General features: G+C 40.4%; 15 protein-coding genes and 3 tRNA genes. 10 read left to right on the top strand and 8 right to left on the bottom strand.

From position 1 onward, the window contains the following. Positions 1-417: 417 nt before the first annotated feature. Positions 418-2,487, top strand: a complete 2,070-nt coding sequence (locus H5181_RS07555) for a M13 family metallopeptidase (protein ID WP_182750659.1) — start codon at positions 418-420, stop codon at positions 2,485-2,487. Between the two features lie 1,098 nt (positions 2,488-3,585). On the opposite strand, the gene H5181_RS07550 is transcribed toward H5181_RS07555, so the two are convergent. The 3 genes from H5181_RS07550 to H5181_RS07540 all read right to left on the bottom strand — a co-directional run bounded on the left by H5181_RS07550 (position 3,586) and on the right by H5181_RS07540 (position 6,014). After that, positions 3,586-4,335 carry a restriction endonuclease gene (locus H5181_RS07550; RefSeq protein WP_182750658.1) on the bottom strand — a complete coding sequence of 250 codons (750 nt, stop codon included), beginning with the start codon at positions 4,333-4,335 and terminating at the stop codon, positions 3,586-3,588. Between the two features lie 200 nt (positions 4,336-4,535). Continuing rightward, positions 4,536-5,129 (bottom strand): hypothetical protein, encoded by a 594-nt coding sequence (locus H5181_RS07545; protein ID WP_182750657.1) that lies wholly within the window; start codon positions 5,127-5,129, stop codon positions 4,536-4,538. A gap of 84 nt (positions 5,130-5,213) precedes the next feature. Next, positions 5,214-6,014, bottom strand: a complete 801-nt coding sequence (locus tag H5181_RS07540) for a restriction endonuclease (RefSeq protein ID WP_182750656.1) — start codon at positions 6,012-6,014, stop codon at positions 5,214-5,216. Between the two features lie 714 nt (positions 6,015-6,728). Here H5181_RS07540 and H5181_RS07535 point away from each other — a divergent pair. Next, on the top strand, positions 6,729-7,067 hold the full coding sequence (locus tag H5181_RS07535) for a cytosolic protein (RefSeq protein ID WP_182750745.1): 339 nt from the start codon (positions 6,729-6,731) through the stop codon (positions 7,065-7,067). A gap of 472 nt (positions 7,068-7,539) precedes the next feature. Here H5181_RS07535 and H5181_RS07530 read toward each other — a convergent pair whose 3' ends face one another. Beyond that, positions 7,540-7,746 carry a hypothetical protein gene (locus H5181_RS07530; protein WP_059744957.1) on the bottom strand — a complete coding sequence of 69 codons (207 nt, stop codon included), beginning with the start codon at positions 7,744-7,746 and terminating at the stop codon, positions 7,540-7,542. Between the two features lie 736 nt (positions 7,747-8,482). Between H5181_RS07530 and betI the strand changes: the two genes are divergently transcribed. From betI to H5181_RS07500, 6 genes are all read left to right on the top strand, one after another. After that, positions 8,483-9,079, top strand: coding sequence for a transcriptional regulator BetI (gene betI, locus H5181_RS07525; RefSeq protein ID WP_059744955.1), 597 nt, complete (start codon positions 8,483-8,485; stop codon positions 9,077-9,079). Further along, positions 9,079-10,545: a betaine-aldehyde dehydrogenase gene (betB, locus tag H5181_RS07520; protein ID WP_182750655.1), complete on the top strand. Its 1,467-nt coding sequence runs from the start codon at positions 9,079-9,081 to the stop codon at positions 10,543-10,545. The genes betI and betB overlap by 1 nt, the downstream gene beginning before the upstream one ends. A gap of 14 nt (positions 10,546-10,559) precedes the next feature. After that, complete coding sequence (gene betA / locus H5181_RS07515) at positions 10,560-12,254, top strand: choline dehydrogenase (RefSeq protein ID WP_259396996.1); 1,695 nt, start codon at positions 10,560-10,562, stop codon at positions 12,252-12,254. Positions 12,255-12,489: 235 nt separating this feature from the next. Further along, positions 12,490-13,707 (top strand): choline transporter, encoded by a 1,218-nt coding sequence (locus tag H5181_RS07510; protein ID WP_059744951.1) that lies wholly within the window; start codon positions 12,490-12,492, stop codon positions 13,705-13,707. A 27-nt stretch (positions 13,708-13,734) separates the two neighbouring features. Further along, positions 13,735-14,442 (top strand): TorF family putative porin, encoded by a 708-nt coding sequence (locus H5181_RS07505; RefSeq protein ID WP_011637405.1) that lies wholly within the window; start codon positions 13,735-13,737, stop codon positions 14,440-14,442. A 125-nt stretch (positions 14,443-14,567) separates the two neighbouring features. Then, entirely contained in the window at positions 14,568-15,053 is a 486-nt protein-coding gene (locus tag H5181_RS07500; protein WP_123777403.1) for a MarR family winged helix-turn-helix transcriptional regulator, read from the top strand. A gap of 527 nt (positions 15,054-15,580) precedes the next feature. Here H5181_RS07500 and H5181_RS07495 read toward each other — a convergent pair. The 4 genes from H5181_RS07495 to H5181_RS07480 form a co-directional block, all read right to left on the bottom strand. Then, positions 15,581-15,666, bottom strand: a tRNA-Leu gene (locus H5181_RS07495). 49 nt (positions 15,667-15,715) lie between these two features. Continuing rightward, positions 15,716-15,789 (bottom strand) — tRNA-Cys (locus H5181_RS07490). 42 nt (positions 15,790-15,831) lie between these two features. Then, positions 15,832-15,907 (bottom strand) — tRNA-Gly (locus tag H5181_RS07485). A 329-nt stretch (positions 15,908-16,236) separates the two neighbouring features. Next, positions 16,237-17,673 (bottom strand): glyceraldehyde-3-phosphate dehydrogenase, encoded by a 1,437-nt coding sequence (locus H5181_RS07480; protein WP_011637403.1) that lies wholly within the window; start codon positions 17,671-17,673, stop codon positions 16,237-16,239. Positions 17,674-17,873: 200 nt separating this feature from the next. Between H5181_RS07480 and H5181_RS07475 the strand changes: the two genes are divergently transcribed. Together H5181_RS07475 and gap are read left to right on the top strand one after the other, a co-directional pair. After that, positions 17,874-18,704: a DUF2989 domain-containing protein gene (locus H5181_RS07475; RefSeq protein WP_011637402.1), complete on the top strand. Its 831-nt coding sequence runs from the start codon at positions 17,874-17,876 to the stop codon at positions 18,702-18,704. Positions 18,705-18,934: 230 nt separating this feature from the next. Continuing rightward, positions 18,935-19,945, top strand: a complete 1,011-nt coding sequence (gap, locus tag H5181_RS07470; RefSeq protein ID WP_011637401.1) for a type I glyceraldehyde-3-phosphate dehydrogenase — start codon at positions 18,935-18,937, stop codon at positions 19,943-19,945. The last annotated feature ends 46 nt before the right edge of the window (positions 19,946-19,991 follow it).

The following is a 19,991-nucleotide window of genomic DNA, read 5'->3' as shown; positions in this document are numbered from 1 at the left end:
GTGGTGTAAGCGGTGATGTAAATGATAAACCTAACGATTAAGCTGATTTACAGCGTATTGAGTAAACAAACTCAAACAATAACGCTATATATACTGATGCCAGTCCCAAGAAAAGTAACAATCAAAAATGGTTAGGTGGCTTAAACACTGGCAGCGTTAATATTACAAAGCCAAACTCACTTTTATTCCACGTTTTGGTTAATTATGCTGATGATAATCAACTGCCCTTATCTGTGCCTCTCAAATAAACAATACATCTAAATAAAATCAAACCAGCGCATATTCTGCCGATCATTTCATTGCTTAACTCAGCGTTGGTTAAATTTGCTAACAATTCGAACGTTGACATTTTTTGTCAGTCTTTCAATATGGCTAGGCAAATAATTCTGTAAAAATAGACCAAGGAACACGATAACAATGAATAAATCCTTAATTGCGATTGGATTAACCACAGCACTATTAAGTGGTTGCGGCGTATCTGATACAAATAACACTAAACTTGCAACCGTGACCTCACCAGCCCCCGCTAAAGCAGAGTTAGGTACTTTTGGGGTGGATTTAGCTGCACGTAATGAAGCCGTTAAGCCTGGTGATGACTTTTTTATGTATTCAAGTGGCACTTGGTACGACAACTTTGTCATGCCTGCCGACAAAACTCGTTATGGCGCATTTAATGCTTTAGCTGAGCGCAGTGAAAATCAAGTGAAAGCCATTATCGACGATATTGCCAGCCGCAGCGACTTAACTGCCGAAGAACAATTAATTGCTGATTTTTATCATGCCTATATGGATACCGACACCATTAATAAGTTGGGTATCACGCCAATTAAAGGCACCTTAGATCAAATTGCTGCGATTAGCTCAACACAAGATTTAACCAAAGTATTCGGTGAAGCATGGCTTACTGGTGCATCATCACCTATTTGGGGTGGTATGTGGTTTAATCGCCTAGATCCAGATCAATATGAAATGACTATTGGTGCTGGTGGTTTAGGTCTGCCCGATCGCTCGTATTACCTCGAAGACAGCGAGCGTTTCGTTAACATCCGTAAAGCGTATGTCGACCATATCGCTAAAATGCTCGCCTTTGCTGGTATAAACGACGGTGCAAAACGTGCCCAAACTATTTTGGCACTCGAAACAAAAATTGCACAGGCACAATGGCCTAGAGAAAAGCGTCGTGACCGTGATTTAACCTTAAACCAACTCAAACGTGAAGAATTGGTTAAGCAATATCCTGGATTTGATTGGGATATCTATTTTGCACAAACCGGTTACCAAGTGCCGAAACTAAATATTTCGCAGCCAGAACCCGTTAAAGCAATGATTGACTTAATTAACCAACAACCACTCACTGTGTGGCAAGACTATTTAACCTTCCACACCATTAGTAATAATGCAGGGTTATTGTCAGAAGACATTTTTAATACCAATTTTGCTTTTTTTGGCAAAGAACTCACTGGGCAAGAGCAACCTCGTCCACGCTGGAAACGTGCAGTTGAAGAAATGTCAGGCACTCAGTCTCTAGGTTTCGCTATTGGTAAAGTGTATGTGTCGCGTTATTTCCCTGAGTCGTCTAAGCAAAAGATGGCAGAGTTAGTTAACAATCTGCGCACAGCATTAGGTCAACGCATTGATGGTTTAGATTGGATGGGCGCAGAAACCAAGGTGAATGCTCATGCTAAGTTAGCAGCATTTAATCCAAAAATTGGTTATCCCGATGTATGGCAACAATTTGATGGCTTAACCCTCACTAAAAATGATTTAGTGGGTGATATTAAGAATCTACGCAAATACTTCCAAGCCGATAGCGTAGCAAAAGAACTGGAAAAAACGGACCGTAATCGTTGGGGGATGACACCGCAAACGGTCAATGCCTATTACAACAGCTCGTTCAATGAAATAGTGTTCCCTGCGGCAATTTTACAACCGCCGTTTTTTGATCCAAACGCAGATGCTGCGGTTAACTATGGCAGTATCGGTGCCGTAATTGGTCACGAAATGGGTCATGGTTTTGATGATCAAGGTTCTAAATCAGACGCCAATGGCGTTCAGCGTAACTGGTGGACAGATGAAGATCGTGCCGCTTTTGATGCTAAAGCCGATAAGCTCGCTGCGCAATACAACCAATATGAACCAATCCCTGAAAACTTTGTTAACGGACGCAACAGTCTCGGTGAAAACATTGGCGATGTTGGCGGTTTATCAATGGCATACCACGCTTACAAATTAAGCTTAAACGGTAAAGAGGCCCCGGTGATAGATGGCGTTACTGGCGATCAACGTTTCTTTTTAGCTTGGGCTCAAGTGTGGAAAGAAAAACGTACCGAGCAAAGTATGCTAACTCAGTTACGTGCCGGCACTCATGCACCAGGTCGTTACCGTGCCCTCGCCCCGCGTAACCACGATGCTTGGTATAAAGCCTTTGATGTTAAACCAGGTGATAAGTTGTACTTGACTGAAGATCAGCGCGTACGTATTTGGTAATTTAGTGCGTAAATAGCTGCAATAACGAACCGCGATTGCAACAAGCATCCGCCACAAAAATGCCCGTCAGTTAACTGACGGGCATTTTTTATCACTATATGCGCGAATGCCTAAAATAATATCGGAAACCTTGTGGCTAATAGCTGAGGCAAGTAAAGACCTAGACAAACATTCGGATTAATTAATCAGTTACTGGTAATATCGTTTGAACACTTTTCAAGTCGGTTAACAATTTTCTCTTGATAAGCTTTTACCGTAGAGAAACTGTGTATTTGCATAAATAAGCCCGAAGCAGTTTCTTTAGATACACAGGCCGTCCATGGCCAGCTCACGTATTCTTTTATAAAGAGCCTTCAACGGCCTCAAGTTCAGAGTTGAATTTATCAATTTTCAAGTAAAGCATCTAACTCATATATGAACAGATGATTGCTAACAGCCTTCTCGTCGCCCCAACTCTCACGTCGTCCCGGTAATGCTTTTGAGCCGGGATCCAGGTGTTTTTTTGTTTTGTACTTATGGCCTTTATGTATTTATGGCCTGCGGCCACTAACGTCGTAGCGCGTCGCCCACACCAGACTAACATCGCAAGGTTCCACCCTGCACGGGCCAAAAGGGGATCAACAGCAATCCCCTCTAGGATCACCCCTGCCGTTCCGGCAACATTTTCGCTTTTTAACCAAACAACAGCAGCGAAAAATTGCGACGGAAATTAATCCAGCTTTGAATCTCGTTTGTAATCGGCCTCGGCCCCTCTTGTAATAAAGAGTGAAAATGCTAACTGTTTCGATGGTACATCTGATGTGAATGGATTCACGAATGTCGTGATGGCAGGATGCCAAGGAACGGCCTGTACCGCGAAAGCTAGCCTGACGTCCTGTCAGGCTCACGCTATTTTCTTCAACGGCCTCAAGTTCAGAGTTGAACTTATACATTTTCAAGTAAGGCTAACTCGTTGTTGGACAATTATTAGTTAAGCTAGTAGCTCTATTAATAAAGCTGATATTAGAAAAAGTAAGAGTAATACTTCAAGTTGGAGTGCATTACCGCAGCGTATCTGCTTGACTTGTTGAGGCTAGCTACAACCACAATTATAGCTTGTTAGGTTTTGTACTTGTCGCGTAACTCTCTGAATAAGGTCAAAGCATATTCACCATGCTTAATTGCCTTATCTAAGAACTCTCGATAATGTGTTTCCGTTAAAATACTTTCGGGAATAGTATTTCGCTCCTGACCTGGTGCAAGCCTATCAAAAAGCGGAAGTGTTTCTATTTCATTTACTCTTAACATGCGAGACCAAGGCCCCATGGACTGCATTACCATGCCAAACACATCAAACCGTTTTTTATAGCTAAGATAAAGAGCTTTGTCTTCTTCTTTCATTATCTCAAACCAAGCAGGTATAAATGGCTCAGAGTACGTCATTAAGCCACTAAGCTTTTCAGCTATAGTATGTGTAAAATAGTTTTCATACCAAGATTCAAAGAACTGGTTTTGAAAATCTTCCCAAGTTAATAACTCAATGTTCGTCAATTCAGCAGCTGAAAATGCACCGGATTGAAAGCCAGTTTTAGCTACAATATAACCAGCATTGACTCCTAAATCCGCAACGACTGTTCTAAATCCATGGACTACGTGTTGAGGTATATTATTACTCCAATTTTTGCACTCGACAGCTATTGTGTATTTTCTACCTTTTATTGTCTCTTCAGCATAAACATCTAGTGCAACTTCGCCCCGAACCGTTTCAGTCTTTTTTTCAATTTCCACATTAAAACCGCATTCTTCAAGAACTCGTGCCACTTGATTCTGAAGGTCTTGCCATGAATCTGGCTCTCTATTCGTTATCATAAGTAAAACCTAATGCCTTATTCAATAGCTGCACCAAAGACAACATCATCAAGTCATTGTTGTAACAGGATATCTATCCATGAACAAGTAAATAGTATTCATAATTGTGCAGTAGAAAGAACGCGTCTTTTTACAAGGCTATTCTAAAATGTCTATCTAAGATTAAGAAAAGTAACTTTAGCCCTTAGGCGTTTGAAATATCACTTGGTACTGAACACCTGACTTGAATGGATCAAGTCTCCTTGTTTAATGCCTTTCTTATATTTCCGCATATCCAACTTAAGGTTAATCCAAAGAATGAGATCTACTTTGAACGCTAATGAAAAAATTATTTTCTCTACGATGTGTTGAGCACCTAGCTGACTAACTTCAAATCCAGTAAGCATTTTCATGTAAACTTTCTTATCGTCCACGAAAGAATTTAGGTTTCTGTTTTTGATAAACATATATTGGCTAATAGCTCCATCAAGCCTAAATGCCAGTAAAGGATACTCTTGAGAAATTAGTGTGATTGACTCATTAACCTTCACTATGGCAGCTTCTGGCAAATTAAGGTACTTTTCAAACGAACGGTTCCTACCTCGCTCCCAGTCTTCCAAATCACTAGAGTTATTTTTGTAATACTCTTGAGCCAATTTCACTTGAAGCATATCAAAGTTGAGCTTGTATAATGTAGCTATAGCTTGCTTCACAGACCTAGCTTTTGTCGCACGAAATTTAATGAAGCCCCCCAGTTCACTTAATCCCCAGCCCAGAGCAACCCCTACAATGGGAAGTAAATCTTTAAATTCCATACATTCTCCAAAAAACAATAACCTGTTAAGGTGTGGGTAGCGCAATAATAATGGCACGGGTGGCAATCATTCTTAAACAGTTCGTCAGCCATTTTTTTCTGCCATGTACATTCTTTTTGCCATAACTTTAGAGGGTGTTACATCATCGCTTGAGTACCAAATACAATCTGGTTTATATTCGTCATTTTTATGCATTTCCCATTCAGCTTCTAATAACTTAGCTTCAAAATAGTTAAAGTTGAGATTAAACCAATTTTGTAGCTGCTGAAAATTATCGGCCTGCATTTCACCTTGATGCTCTTCATGCATAGTGTCTAAGGAAATAGGATAGTTTCTATCCGTTGCCACTATTAATGCTTTCCTCGCAACACCCAATAACATCTGTCCCGTAAATTTGAGCTGAAAGTCCATTAGATGATGTCGAAGACCATACTTCATTCGAATTTCTTTAGAGTGTGACCAATATCTATTTTCAAGCAGGTCCAAACGCACCTCGTAAGTTTTAAGTATTTCAGACTCGACAAAGCCTCTGGTTTCTTCTTTGAGTTCATCGAAAGTTAATAACTTAATATTAGTATTACTTGCTGCCTCAATCGCGCCCGATTGGAACCCATTACAGGAAACTATAAACGCTTTGTCTACACCTAAATCTTCTGCAATGCTACGTAGAGCAAGTACATGACATTTATTTACATTGCGCTTCCAATGCTTTGCTTCGACAATCCATTTTAAATCGATACCTAAAAATTTAGTTTTAACGAAGACGTCTACATCGTGACTTGTCCTTACACCATTTAAGCTAACATTTGTCTCAGATTCTGCACCAATAGAGTTGAAGTGCTCACATATTTGTTCCTGAAATATAAACCAATCTTCTTGACGCATTAATTACCTACAATATTCAATTTATCAGAGAGCTTCCGTTTATTAAACGGCGATGAGCCATTCCCTATGATGCAGTCATTTACATAACATTTCAATTGCTACTCAATAGGTTAAAAACAATAATGGAAGGTTTAATTGCTAAGTAATACTTAGTTCTAGACAGGCTGACAGCTAGATTTCACCGGATAAGATTTCGTAGGGTAAACTCGCAGTAAATGGATACGAATGAGTATTTGCACTAACACATAAAGGGGCATAAATGATTTGCATACCTTGCTCGCAATTGGTGTGATTCAACTCTGAACTCGAGGACGTTGAAGAAAATAGCGTGAAGTTCACATGGATGTGAGCTTAGCTTTCGCGGTACAGGATGTACCATCGGAAGCGTTAGCATTTTCGAATAAGGCCGAGGTTGATTACAAACGAAGTTAAAGACTGGATCAATCCCCATGGCGACCTTTTCGCAGTTTGAAAATGTTGCGGGGCGGCTGGGTGATCCAAGAGGGAATAGCCGTTGATTTCCTCTTGGTCTGGTGTGGGCGAAGCGCCACGACGTTAGTGGCCACAGGCCATAATTTAAAAACATAATGAGGCAAAGACGTGTTTCAAAGTGCCCTAGTGAATGACCGTAAATTGCACAGAATTACTAAATCTCTACTACATTCTGCCCCTGATAATGTTAAAATCTCCGCATCAGAATTACCGAGAAACTCAATGTTTATCCATCATGTTAACGGCATCGACTGGCTAGTGATCACCGCTTTTGAAGAACTGAAAACTATGTTTATCGAAGAAGCCGGTACGATACCCTCTTGCTTCTCTACAGCCAGCGAATTGAACCTGGTTGATCAAGCAAAGCGAACTTATAGATATTTGCCTACTCTCAGCGGCGTAATCACCGATATCGGCACATATCAAAGACAGGGTAACGAAGAAGATTTGAACCCACAGCTTGCCTGCTTAGTTGAGGGGCGTGGTCGAGTATTTATCTATCACGGCAACTTTGTAGCTTTTGTGGATGACGAGCAAACTTTTATTACCCGAATAGACTGAAAAATATTCAGTAAGTTGAAATCGGCGAATTGGCATCCCTAGCAAGAAATGGGGCAAAAACGAGTTAGTTTTCTTGACTTGGAAATGGTGTGATTCAACTCTGAACTTGAGGACGTTGAAGAAAATAGCGTGAGCCTGACAGGATGTCAGGCTAGCTTTCGAGGTACAGGATGTAACATCGGAAGCGTTAGCATTTTCATTCTTTACTATAAAGAGTTGGCCGAAGCAGTCTGCAAATGCAGGTTAAAGTAAAATTTAACCCCATGGCGACCTTTTCGCAGCTCTTGTTTTGTAAATAGCGAAAATGTTGCGGGGCGGCTGGGTGATCCAAGAGGGAATAGCCGTTGATTTCCTCTTGGTCTGGTGTGGGTGAAGCGCCACGACGTTAGTGGCCGCAGGCCATATTCCAAACGAACTTAGGCCATACATGACTCTGAGTGATAAGACAGATAAACAATAATGCCTACAGCGACTAAAGCCGGATAAAATACGGTATCGCCACTAAGATTACTCCCATAATCAGCAAAGTGGTCACGCTGGCAACAAAATAAGGAAACACGATTAATGCCATTCCTACACACAAGGGAACAATCGCCCTTTGGCGCTTACCATAAACAAAATACCCCATGCCTATAGCGCCAAATAGCACACTCCACATGATCATTGATGAACTGCCCATCTGTGTTCCTCTTACCTAATCGTCTTGGTATTTGAATCTTTAAATAAGGTTATAGCATGATTAATGTTTTTCTATCATGTCTCTATGATGAATCCAGATCATCGTTGGTGACATCATTCAGACTGTAGAGTGAATCAAACTGCCCTCCTCAGTACTTAATAATCAATCCTCAACCCTCAATCCTGGAACGCTTAGCAGAATACATAACCCATATGCATAACATTAATACATATAATTAATCCATAACATTAGTCGGCGAGAAATAAGGCTGTGATTGTATAGTGACATACAAAAAATGTTGGTGAAGATTTGTCTAAAACAAACAGGTTTAATCAATATACCTCCCTCCATGTGCTAACAACTCCCTCGTTAATAAATCAATATAGGGGTTATGGCGCGCCAAACAATATGTGCACGAGTTAGGGTGTTTGGGGAGCAGAATCTCCATATTTAAATGATGCTTTATCAGTCAAAACGCCAATAATAACTGCAGCTGTAATGATTTGATGTAAAATCTCTTCGTTTTTTACAACAAACCAATAACTACAACAAAGTAAAAAATAAGCCTTTAAAAACAGTTGTTTATTTTTTACTGACTATTTCCTATCTCATTATGCTGCTGCAATGTTGTGATCTATATCAAGTTATAACTTGATAATTACAGCACTAATCATTAGTATCGTTATTAATTGAGCGTTCAATTAATAACACTTAATACAGATAACGGACCCCTTTTATGCCAAGACCTACAGTGAAAAACGTCAGACAACAACAGCTAATAGATGCCACGTTAATGTCAATCGAACGTCATGGGTTACAAAACACTACTATTAATACCATTAGTGGATTGGCGGGAATGTCATCAGGGATCATCAGCCACTATTTTGGTGGTAAACAAGGGTTAATTGAAGCCACGCAGAAATTTCTATTAGAGGAATTGAAGCAAGCATTACTGACAAGAACGTCAGGCAAAACATTAACCCCAATAGATCGGCTTTCAATGATCGTGGAAGCAAACTTTACCGAATTACAACGTTCAACAGCCGCGACAAAAACATGGTTAAGCTTCTGGTCCCAAGCGATGCACGATCCAGGGTTAGCAAGATTGCAAAACATTAATAGTCAGCGGTTATACAGCAACCTGCTTTTTTCGTTTAAACAATTATTACCCAATGCAGCCGCTGTAAGTGCCGCCAAGCAAACAGCGGCAGTAATTGATGGTTTTTGGTTACGCAGTGCGTTGAGTGCCACCCCAATAGAAGATTTTAAACAAGCCCAAATTTTATCTAAAGCCTTTATCAAGGCTGTGATCGTGCACAACGGAGTAGAATAATGTCATCGTTAGTTATTTATCAAAATTATATTCATGGAAAATACCAATCAAACGGTACTGGCGAAACATTTGAAGTGATCAATCCTGCTACTGGCGATGTCAGCTATTTAGTTGAAGTAGCCACCGAGTCTGTGCAAAAAGCCGCAATAGAGAGTGCCAAAGCAGGTTTTGCTGTTTGGTCAGCGATGATGCCGATAGAACGTAGCCGCATTTTATTAAAAGCTGTTGCCCTACTACGTGAGCAAAATGATGAACTTGCTGCTGGCGAAGTATTGGATACGGGTAAGCCATGGCAAGAAGCCTCGGTTGTCGATATCGTTACTGGCGCCGACTCTATTGAGTTCTTTGCCGGTCTCGCCCCAAGTATTGAAGGCAATCAACAACCTGTAGGCGCGGACTTTTATTATACTCGCCGTGAGCCATTAGGTATTTGTGCCGGTATTGGCGCATGGAACTACCCGTTACAAATTGCTTGTTGGAAAGCAGCCCCTGCACTTGCTTGCGGCAACGTAATGATTTTTAAACCTTCAGAAGAAACACCTCGTGGCGCAATACGTTTGGCTGAAATATTCACTCAAGCGGGTGTGCCAGATGGCGTGTTTAACGTTGTTCAAGGTGACGGTAGAGTTGGCGCATGGCTAACCACCAATGAAGATATCGCTAAGGTGTCATTTACGGGCGAAGTCGGAACAGGTAAAAAAGTCATGGCCGCTGCAGCGGGTTCACTAAAAGAAGTGACCATGGAGTTAGGCGGAAAGTCGCCATTGATTATCTTTAACGATGCCGATGTAGAAAATGCGGTATCAGCCGCGATGTTAGCTAATTTCTATACTCAAGGTGAAGTGTGTACCAACGGTACTCGCGTATTTGTGCAGCAAGATATTTATCCGCGCTTTATCCAACGTTTAAAAGAACGTACTGAGCAAAACATCGTTTGTGGCGACCCAATGCACCCTGACACCAATTTTGGTGCATTGATATCACGCGACCATCAACAAAAAGTACTCGACTACATTGAAATCGGTAAAAAAGAAGGCGCCACCTTATTAACAGGCGGAACAGCATTAACGCCTGACAATGCACCTAATGGTTTCTTTGTGGCACCGACTGTATTTACAGATTGCACTGATGAGATGACGATTTCGAAAGAAGAAATATTTGGCCCTGTGATGTCAGTCTTTACCTTTACTGATGAAGATGAAGTTGTTAAGCGTGCCAATAGTACTCACCTTGGCTTAGCGGCAGGTGTATTTACGCAAGACATTACCCGTGCACATCGCGTTATTCATCAAATGCAAGCCGGTATTTGTTGGATAAATGCTTATGGTGCCTCTCCTGCAGAAATGCCGGTTGGTGGTTACAAGATGTCTGGTATTGGTCGTGAGAATGGCTCTGAAACATTAAAAGCATACACCCAAATAAAAGCTGTTTACGTTGGTATGCAGTCACTTGAAAGCCCATTTTAGGAGTGACCCAATTAATGTCTACGCAAATGTCTCATGAATACGATTATATTATTGTTGGTGCCGGTAGCGCAGGTTGTGTATTAGCCAACCGCTTAACGGAAAATCCAGACAATAAAGTCCTGATACTTGAAACCGGTGGTAGCGACAAGAGCATTTTTATCCAAATGCCAACCGCCCTTTCAATTCCCATGAATACTAAAAAGTATGCATGGCAGTTTGAAACCGAAGCCGAAGCACATTTGGACAATCGCCGTATGCATTGCCCGCGAGGCAAAGTGTTAGGCGGTTCATCATCAATCAATGGCATGGTCTACGTACGTGGTCATGCTCGTGATTTTGATGAGTGGCAACAACAAGGTGCAAAAGACTGGGATTATGCTCACTGTCTGCCTTACTTTAAAAAAGCTGAAACATGGTCTTTTGGCGGTAATGTTTATCGCGGTGATAAAGGCCCATTAGCGGTTAATAACGGTAATGAAATGAAAAACCCGTTATATCAAGCTTTTGTTGATGCAGGTGTCGATGCCGGCTACCTAGCCACTGATGATTACAATGCCAGTCAGCAAGAAGGCTTTGGCCCAATGCACATGACCGTAAAAAACGGCGTACGTTGGTCTACGGCAAATGCGTACCTTCGCCCTGCAATGAAACGCCCTAATTTAACCGTGGTTACTCATGCGCTTGTGCATAAAGTGATTATGCAAGGTAAAACGGCTGTCGGCGTTCGTTACGAACGTAAAGGCGAGTTAATTGATGTTAACTGCAATAAAGAAGTGATTTTATCTGCAGGTTCAATTGGTTCACCGCATATTTTACAACTGTCGGGTATTGGTGATTCAAGCACATTAGCTAACGCTGGAATTGAGCAAGTACATCAATTACCTGGTGTTGGTCAGAATCTGCAAGACCACTTAGAGTTTTACTTCCAATTTAAGTGCTTAAAGCCGATATCACTTAATGGCAAAATTGATCCGTTAAACAAATTGTTTATTGGTGCTCGCTGGATTTTAAATAAGTCAGGTTTGGGTGCAACTAACCATTTTGAATCGTGTGGTTTTATCCGCTCAAAAGCTGGCTTAGAGTGGCCTGATTTACAGTACCACTTCTTACCTGCTGCCATGCGTTACGACGGAAAAGAAGCGTTTGCTGGCCATGGTTTCCAAGTTCATATTGGCCACAATAAACCTAAAAGCCGTGGCGCGGTAACGGTTGTATCAAGTGATGCCAAGGTTGCCCCACAAATTCAGTTCAATTATTTATCGCATCAAGATGATATTGAAGGCTTTAGAGCGTGTGTTCGTTTAACCCGTGAAATTATTAATCAACCGGGTTTAGATGAATATCGTGGTGAAGAAATTCAACCAGGCTTAACAATACAGACCGATGAAGAAATAGACCGTTTTGTTAGAAGCTCAGTAGAAAGTGCTTACCACCCTTCTTGCTCATGCAAAATGGGTGAAGATGAGATGGCGGTTGTCGACTCGGAAACAAAAGTACATGGTATAAATGGTTTACGAGTAGTTGATTCGTCAATTTTTCCGACCATTCCAAATGGCAATTTGAACTCCCCGACGATTATGGTCGCCGAGCGCGCTGCCGATATTATTTTAGGCAACAAACCTCTTGCGCCAAGTTTGGCAAAAGTGACTATTGCTAAGCAATGGCAAACATCACAACGATTACAAGCGCCTAAACGACAAATTGATTAACACCCATTCGTTGATGTGTATTCATTTATGCACATCGGCAACAGGTTGATGGCCAACCTACGTTTTTGTAAATGGCCAATTTAGCCAAGTTCAATCTATCAGGGTTTAACTATCGTCAACACGATACTTAAGGCTTGAGGGCATTTTGCCTTTAAAAATTGTTCTATGGCATAAAAAACATACAACAAGGAGCCAACATTATGTTCGCACACACTATTCACCCAGGAGTTAAATAATGACGACTTGGTTATCAATAGGCATTTTATTCACTTTTGCCGCTATCGCATTTGTTATTTATCGTTGGGGTAACATGCAGTGCATTGGTGTCACACCGGTGCGTAAATTTACCTTTATTGCCATTTTGTTCACTTCAGGGCTTGATGTTGGCTTAATCATGTTTCCGTTAACGGAATTTGCTGGTTATGCAGATTTGGCAACCAGTCCAGAATATGGATTTAGTAATCCGTTAGCCATAGAGTTTGGTTTTTGGGCCTGCTTAATTTGGGCTTTTTACTTTTTAACGTGCTTCTACTTCTGTGTGATTGAACCAAGAGTTAAGTACTTTGAAATTCCATTGATAAAGTTTATTAATAACGTGGTCATTATTGGTACCTGTGCCTTTACTGCTTATTTATTATTAACTAACTTACCGTGGTATTTACCGCAATTAGGTGATGGTGAAACCGTTGTCAGCAGCTTCTACTTAATCGTATTTATGGTTATTGCCGCCGCAGTGTATTCAAGTACCAGTATTCGCTATGTTCGTTACCTGAGTTTAGGCAGTACCTGGTTGTTCTTTGGTTTAATCGCTGTTATGTGGTCTGGTGCATTTTTATCAGACGATTCAAGTGTGGGTGAGTTCTTTACTACATTTGCGTTAATCGGTGACTACTTTGGCAACATCCATAACTTTGTGCTTCCAATAAACGATTACCACGAATTTTACCTATTCTGGTGGTTTGCATGGAGCATTATGATTGGTCAATTTACCGCACGTTTTGTTGGCGGAATGAAAACCTATCAAGTATTACTAGCCATGATGGTATTCCCTTCAATTCCAATCGCGATTTGGTTCACGGTTCTGTACTACTACAGTGCAAATGGTATTGATACATCTGGTTTTTATAATCTAGCAATGGTGATTGTAGGGGTAACGTTTGTTATTAACTCACTCGATTCACTGGTCCGTTTATATACAGATAACTTAAACCTTACGGTTGAACGTTTTGGTAAAGTACCTTATATCGTCGGTAATGTTGTGGTACTGAGTGGCTTAACATTGTTATTCAAACTAGACTTTTTACAAATTCAATGGGTCGGTGCACTGGCTATTGCCTTGATATTAAGTTGTTTCGCATACATTTTAAAATCGCATTACCGTAAAGTGAGATCTATTGAACTCTCTCCAAAAGAAAATGAAATCGATTTCACTAAAATCGAATTAGCAGACTAAACAATAATAATGATCCAAGGAAAAATGATGAACACAACAATGAAAAAGTTAGCCCTACTAAGCTTATTTGCTTTACCGACTTCAGTAATGGCTGGTGAGTTAAGCACAACTGTTAATGCAACCTCTGACTATACCTTTAATGGTGTTAGCCAAACAGATAATGACCCTGCATTACAGGCTAGCCTAGACTACGCTGCCGATGACGGTTGGTATGTGGGTGCTTGGGCATCTAATGTTGATTTTGGAAGCGGTGATGACACTTGGTTAGAACTTGATTTTTACGCAGGTAAATATTTTGAACTAACAGACAGAGTGTCTGTAGATGCAGGTATTGCATATTACACTTACCATGGTGATGATGCCTCTGATGAGTATTACTACCCAGAGCTTTACACCAAGTTTGGCTATGCTTCATCGCTTGGCCAGAGTGAATTGAACTTTTGGTATTCATGGGATTACTTTGGTGTTGATGCCGATCATTACATCATGATGGCTGCTCATACCTTTACTGTCGCAGAAGGTCATGACATCCGTGTTAGCTTTGACCGTTCAACCTCACTAGACGAAGACAAGTGGGCATGGGACGGCGATAAGTCTTACAACCATTATCGCGCAGAATACATGACAAGCTGGGAAGGTTTTGACTTCAACGTTGCCGTTGAAGATACCAGTATGGACACTGATACTAGCGATACCCGTGCAGTATTATCGGTATCACGTACTTTCAGTCTATAAGTCAAAAATTGCTAATAAATTAGCTAAGCAGAATAATGTCTTTGACATTATTCTGCTTTTTTTGATATTGGACATGAGTAATAAGCCGAATTCTGCTAAGGTGCATGGTGAATTATGAGGGGATTATGGAAAAATACGAACAACTATTAATTTCATTGCGCCGGGTGATCAGAGCTATTGATATACACTCACGTCAATTAAATAAACTATCGGGTCTAACTGGACCACAATTAATGGTCATACAGAAAATTGATCAACTTGACGCTCCACTAGCTAAACAAATAGCTCAAGAAATTAATTTGAGTGCAGCGACAGTGACGACCATTATTGATCGATTAGAAAATCGTGGCATGGTGATTAGAAAGCGCAGTGAAACCGACAAACGTAAAGTTCACCTGTCATTAAGTGACGCTGGTAAAACATTATTAAATAGCGCACCTAAACCACTGCAAGAACATTTTATTATGCGTTATCAAAATCTTGAAGAGTGGGAACAAAGTCAATTATTGTCTGCCGTTGAACGAATAGCTACCATGATGGATGCCAATGAAATTGATGCAGCCCCAGTTTTATATGTAGGCCAAATTCAAGTAGAAGAGCAATCTCAATAAGTCCCCTTCTATATTCATAACGTGATGAGTCATAAATTATTAATTCTCTCACGTTATGTTTCATTCTAAACAAGCCTAGCTTCAAGCTAACATTTTATCCCAAAGTGTAACCTGCTATCCGAAGATCTTATTATCAACACCCACTTCTATCGTATTTCCACATACATCAAATAAAATTAATATTCAGCTCAATTTTCTGAGGATTGCTATTAATAAAGCGAGGCAAGCCTGATGTTCTATAAGAATTCGAGGAATTTTATTCTTTCAATCTAATTCACAAATTTCAGGCGTAAAAAAAACCCAACTGATGTTGAGGCTTTTTTACACAACTCTTCATTACAAAGAGTTACGTATGTAATTTCTTACTATAAATAAAGGTACCCGAGGCCGGACTTGCGCCTGTACGCCTGATGTTCAACCAGAGCACGAGGGATTTTAATCTTTCGATCTAATTCACAAATTTCAGACGTAAAAAAGCCCCAACTAATGTTGAGGCTTTTTTACACCATACTTACGTATGTAAATGATGGTACCCGAGGCCGGACTTGAACCGGCACGCTTATTCAGCGAGGGATTTTAAATCCCTTGTGTCTACCGATTCCACCACTCGGGCAAAGTGTTGTTTTAACCGTTACTAGAAGTAACCATCAAACTCAATTTCGTGGAGGCGCGACCCGGAGTCGAACCGAGATCGACGGATTTGCAATCCGTAGCATAGCCATTCTGCCATCGCGCCATGCTTTAACCAAATTCTAATCCATCGGATAAGATAAGAAATTGGAGCGACATATCGGGTTCGAACCGATGACCTATACCTTGGCAAGGTATCGCTCTACCAACTGAGCTAATGTCGCATTTGTACCGCTTTATAATCTTTACTAAATTTGTCAGAACGATATCGCCTTTCAAATTTAACAGTAGAAGAAGTTTCCCCTGACTGCGGAATGGCATTCTACCGTTTTAGCCCCGATAGTCAATCAATAAAAACACATTTATTGCAACATAATGACTGTTTGATGCATAAATCATCATTATGATTAAATAAATTACAACGCGCATAAAAAAGCACCTCCAAGGAGATGCTTTATCATTAACATGACGGTAAGTACTCAATAAACAGCGATATTAAGCTCGTTCAGCTTTCGAGTATTCACCACCATGTATGGTTAGCTTTTATAACACATTAGCTTTTTGGTAACGATAATGTGGTTAAACCGAGCATTTTTTGCATAACGCCAACAACCTGACAGCTATAGCCAAATTCGTTGTCGTACCATACATATAAAATGGCACGTTTGCCCTCTGCAATCGTTGCTTGCGAATCAACAACTCCGGCATAACGTGAACCAACTAAGTCGCTAGATACAATTTCAGTCGATTCGGTAAAATCGATTTGATTTTGTAATCCAGACTGTAATGCGACATCTTTTAAGTATTCATTCAGTTCATCGCGATTAGTTTCATGTTGCAAATTAACACTAATAATCGCCATTGATACGTTAGGAGTTGGCACACGGATAGCGTTACCGGTTAGCTTACCCGCTAAAACAGGTAATGCTTTAGCAACAGCTTTAGCGGCACCCGTTTCAGTAATCACCATGTTTAACGGTGCACTGCGACCACGACGATCAGCACTGTGATAGTTATCGATTAGATTTTGATCATTCGTATACGAGTGAATGGTTTCTACGTGGCCATTTTCAATAACGTATTTGTCATTAACCGCTTTTAATACTGGCGTAATAGCGTTTGTGGTGCAGCTTGCCGCCGATACAATAGTGTCTTCATCAAGAATATCGTTTTCATTAACACCGTAGACGATATTTTTAATGGCGCCTTTAGCAGGTGCCGTTAACAATACTTTTGAAGCTCCTGGGCTTTTAAGGTGTAAACCTAAACCCTCTTCATCTTTCCAAATACCAGTATTATCGACAATTAACGCATCTTTAATATCATACTGAGTGTAATCCACTTGATCAGGCGAGTTAGCGTAAATAATCTGAATATAAGTGCCATTAGCAATGATTGCGTTGTTTTCTTCATCAACTTCGACAGAGCCATTAAATGGCCCGTGTACCGAGTCACGACGCAACAAGCTAGCACGTTTCTCTAAATCGCCCTTTTTACCACCGCGTAATACAATGGCACGCAAACGCAATTTGTTGCTTTTACCGGTACGTTCTATTAATAAACGAGCGAGTAAACGGCCGATACGACCAAAACCATAAAGTACAACATCGCGAGCCGGGGTATCATCACCGTGATTAACCGCTTCAGACAATTCCTGTGTCATATAAGCTTCAATACCGCTCGCATCCTTGTTATTACGCCAGTAATTAATCGCTAATTTACCAATATCCACTCTGCAATGTTTAATCGCTAATTTGCTAAGTGCTACAACAAATGGGAAACTTTCACGAAGACGTAATTTTTCACCGACATGACGACGTACTAAACGGTGTGACTTAATGATTTCGATGGTTGATGCATTTAGTAATGGTTTACCATATACCATTACTTCAATGCCTTGGTTACGATACAACTTGCCAAGCAATGGTTGCATTGCTTCTGCCATTTCGAAACGTTCTTGCCAGCTCTGTAAATGTTTATCTGCGCTCATGTAGGGATCCTTTATCTCACTTTTCTCGTTTTTTCAGAAAGGTTTGAGTAACAAAAAGAAAAGACCAATAATTTAGTATATTGTATGGGGGTGGCCCCTGTTGGTCGCCGACATTGTAATGAAATACAGGCTATTTCGCTAGTAACAAATTTTCGGTAAATGTGTAATTTTATTAGACAATTTACCTCTCGGAGAGCATTTTGAGCAATAATTTTGTATTAATTACATCATTTACAGTTATTGGGGCATTATTTGGCCTTTTTGGCTGCGATAATGACCGTAATAGCGACCTCATTTGTAAAAATAATCCCGAACTTTGTAGCGATTTACACAAAGATAGTTGGTGCCGATTTGAAAAAGGCGACTTGATCCGTCATCGATACGCGTTAAAACAGAGCTCGTCGCCCACAGGCAAGCAACTTTATCAACAGTTGGTATATCTAGAAAATTACAGTAAATGCATCGAATTAGCCGCAGGGGTTCAACATAAGTTGAATACCGACCGTACACGTGATCGCGAGCGAGCATTTGCGGTAAGTACTCAAACACTGTCTGAACTTCAAGAGTTTACTCGCACTAATAATGAGGTACATTTAGCCTTTTATCGCTGGATGCGTTTCAACGATCAAGACTCGTTCACTATTGTAGAAGACACCTATAAGCAAGGTGTCCTCACTGACAATGACATCATTACCCAGCTTGCTGCTTATTATGTGCGAGTTTCACCTAACGACGCTAAAACACTTTATTTGCATTTGTTAGCCACAACTGAACCCGCCAAAATCGATCCTGATTGGTTTTTAGCGTTAGCATCGATATATCGACAACAACAAAATGCTGAAAAAGAATACCTGTTAACTCGAGCAAATTTGTTAATGAGTGACAATCATGCTGATGAAGAAAAGTTATTGGCTATCATTAATGGTAATAAAACATTAGCAACTGAACTCGATAAACAAGCACTTGAATTAATCTCAGCGGTAATGAGTAAGCAATTTGCACAGAGTCGCAGTGAAATGTTACTAAAATAGGCATTAATCAGCCCGCTAATAGACCAATTTTATATAACGCACGGTAGTGTTCAACTTACAAAACTGTGCTTAATTTATATTCATAATGTGCTTAATGTAAAAAAAATACAAAATTATTGGCTTAATTAAGCATATTTAGGTGATTTAACTTGATTATTACGGCCAATTTGGTAATTTTACAACCAGGCGATTTACATGCCACCTAATTATTTTAACTTGAGGGATATGAGATGACTATCCGTGTAGCAATTAACGGCTATGGCCGTATCGGTAGAAATGTTTTACGTGCACTGTACGAAAGCGAAAAAAATTATCCAATCGAAATCGTTGCATTAAACGATTTAGGTGATGCATCTATTAATGCTCACTTAACTAAGTACGATACTGTACATGGTCGCTTCAACGCAAAAGTTGATCACGACGATGAAGCTATCTATGTTAATGGCGACAAGATCTTAACTTTCCAAGAACGTGACCCATCAAAGTTACCTTGGGCTGAGCTGAAAATTGATATCGTTTTCGAATGTACTGGTATTTTCACTTCTAAAGAATCTGTGCAACCGCACCTTATCGCTGGCGCAAAGAAAGTACTTATTTCTGCACCAGGTAAGAATGTTGATGCCACTGTTGTTTACGGTGTAAACAACGAAGTGTTAACTGCTGATATGACAGTCGTTTCAAATGCTTCTTGTACAACTAACTGTTTAGCGCCTATTGCTAAGCCGTTAAATGATGAGCTTGGTATTGAGTCTGGTTTAATGACCACAATCCACTCTTACACTAACGATCAACGTTTATCTGATGTGTATCACACAGATTTACGTCGTGCTCGTGCTGCGGCAATGTCTATGATCCCAACCCAAACCGGTGCAGCTGCTGCAGTAGGTTTAGTGGTTCCTGAGCTTCAAGGCAAATTTGACGGTTTAGCGGTACGTGTACCAACAATTAACGTGTCTTTAGTTGACTTAACTTTCTTAGCGTCACGCGACACTACTGTTGAAGAAGTTAATGCCATCATTACTCGTGCTTCACTACAGTCTCCAATGTCTGAAGTATTAGCGATTAACGAAGAACCATTGGTGTCTATCGACTTTAACCATAATCCTTTCTCTTCTAATTTCGACGCAACACAAACTCGTGTTAATGGTCGTTTAGTGAAAGTGATGTCTTGGTATGATAACGAATGGGGTTTCAGTAACCGCATGTTAGACAACGCTGTTGCGTTAATGAACGCTAAATAATCTAAAAGTATTATTTAATACTTTATAGACATATAGTTAGCTTAAG

It is taken from the genome of Shewanella sp. SG44-2 (genome assembly GCF_014164215.1).
GTDB lineage: Bacteria > Pseudomonadota > Gammaproteobacteria > Enterobacterales > Shewanellaceae > Shewanella > Shewanella frigidimarina.
The sequence above is the reverse complement of the archived record's forward strand: the minus strand, read 5'-3'. Positions and strand labels throughout refer to the sequence as shown.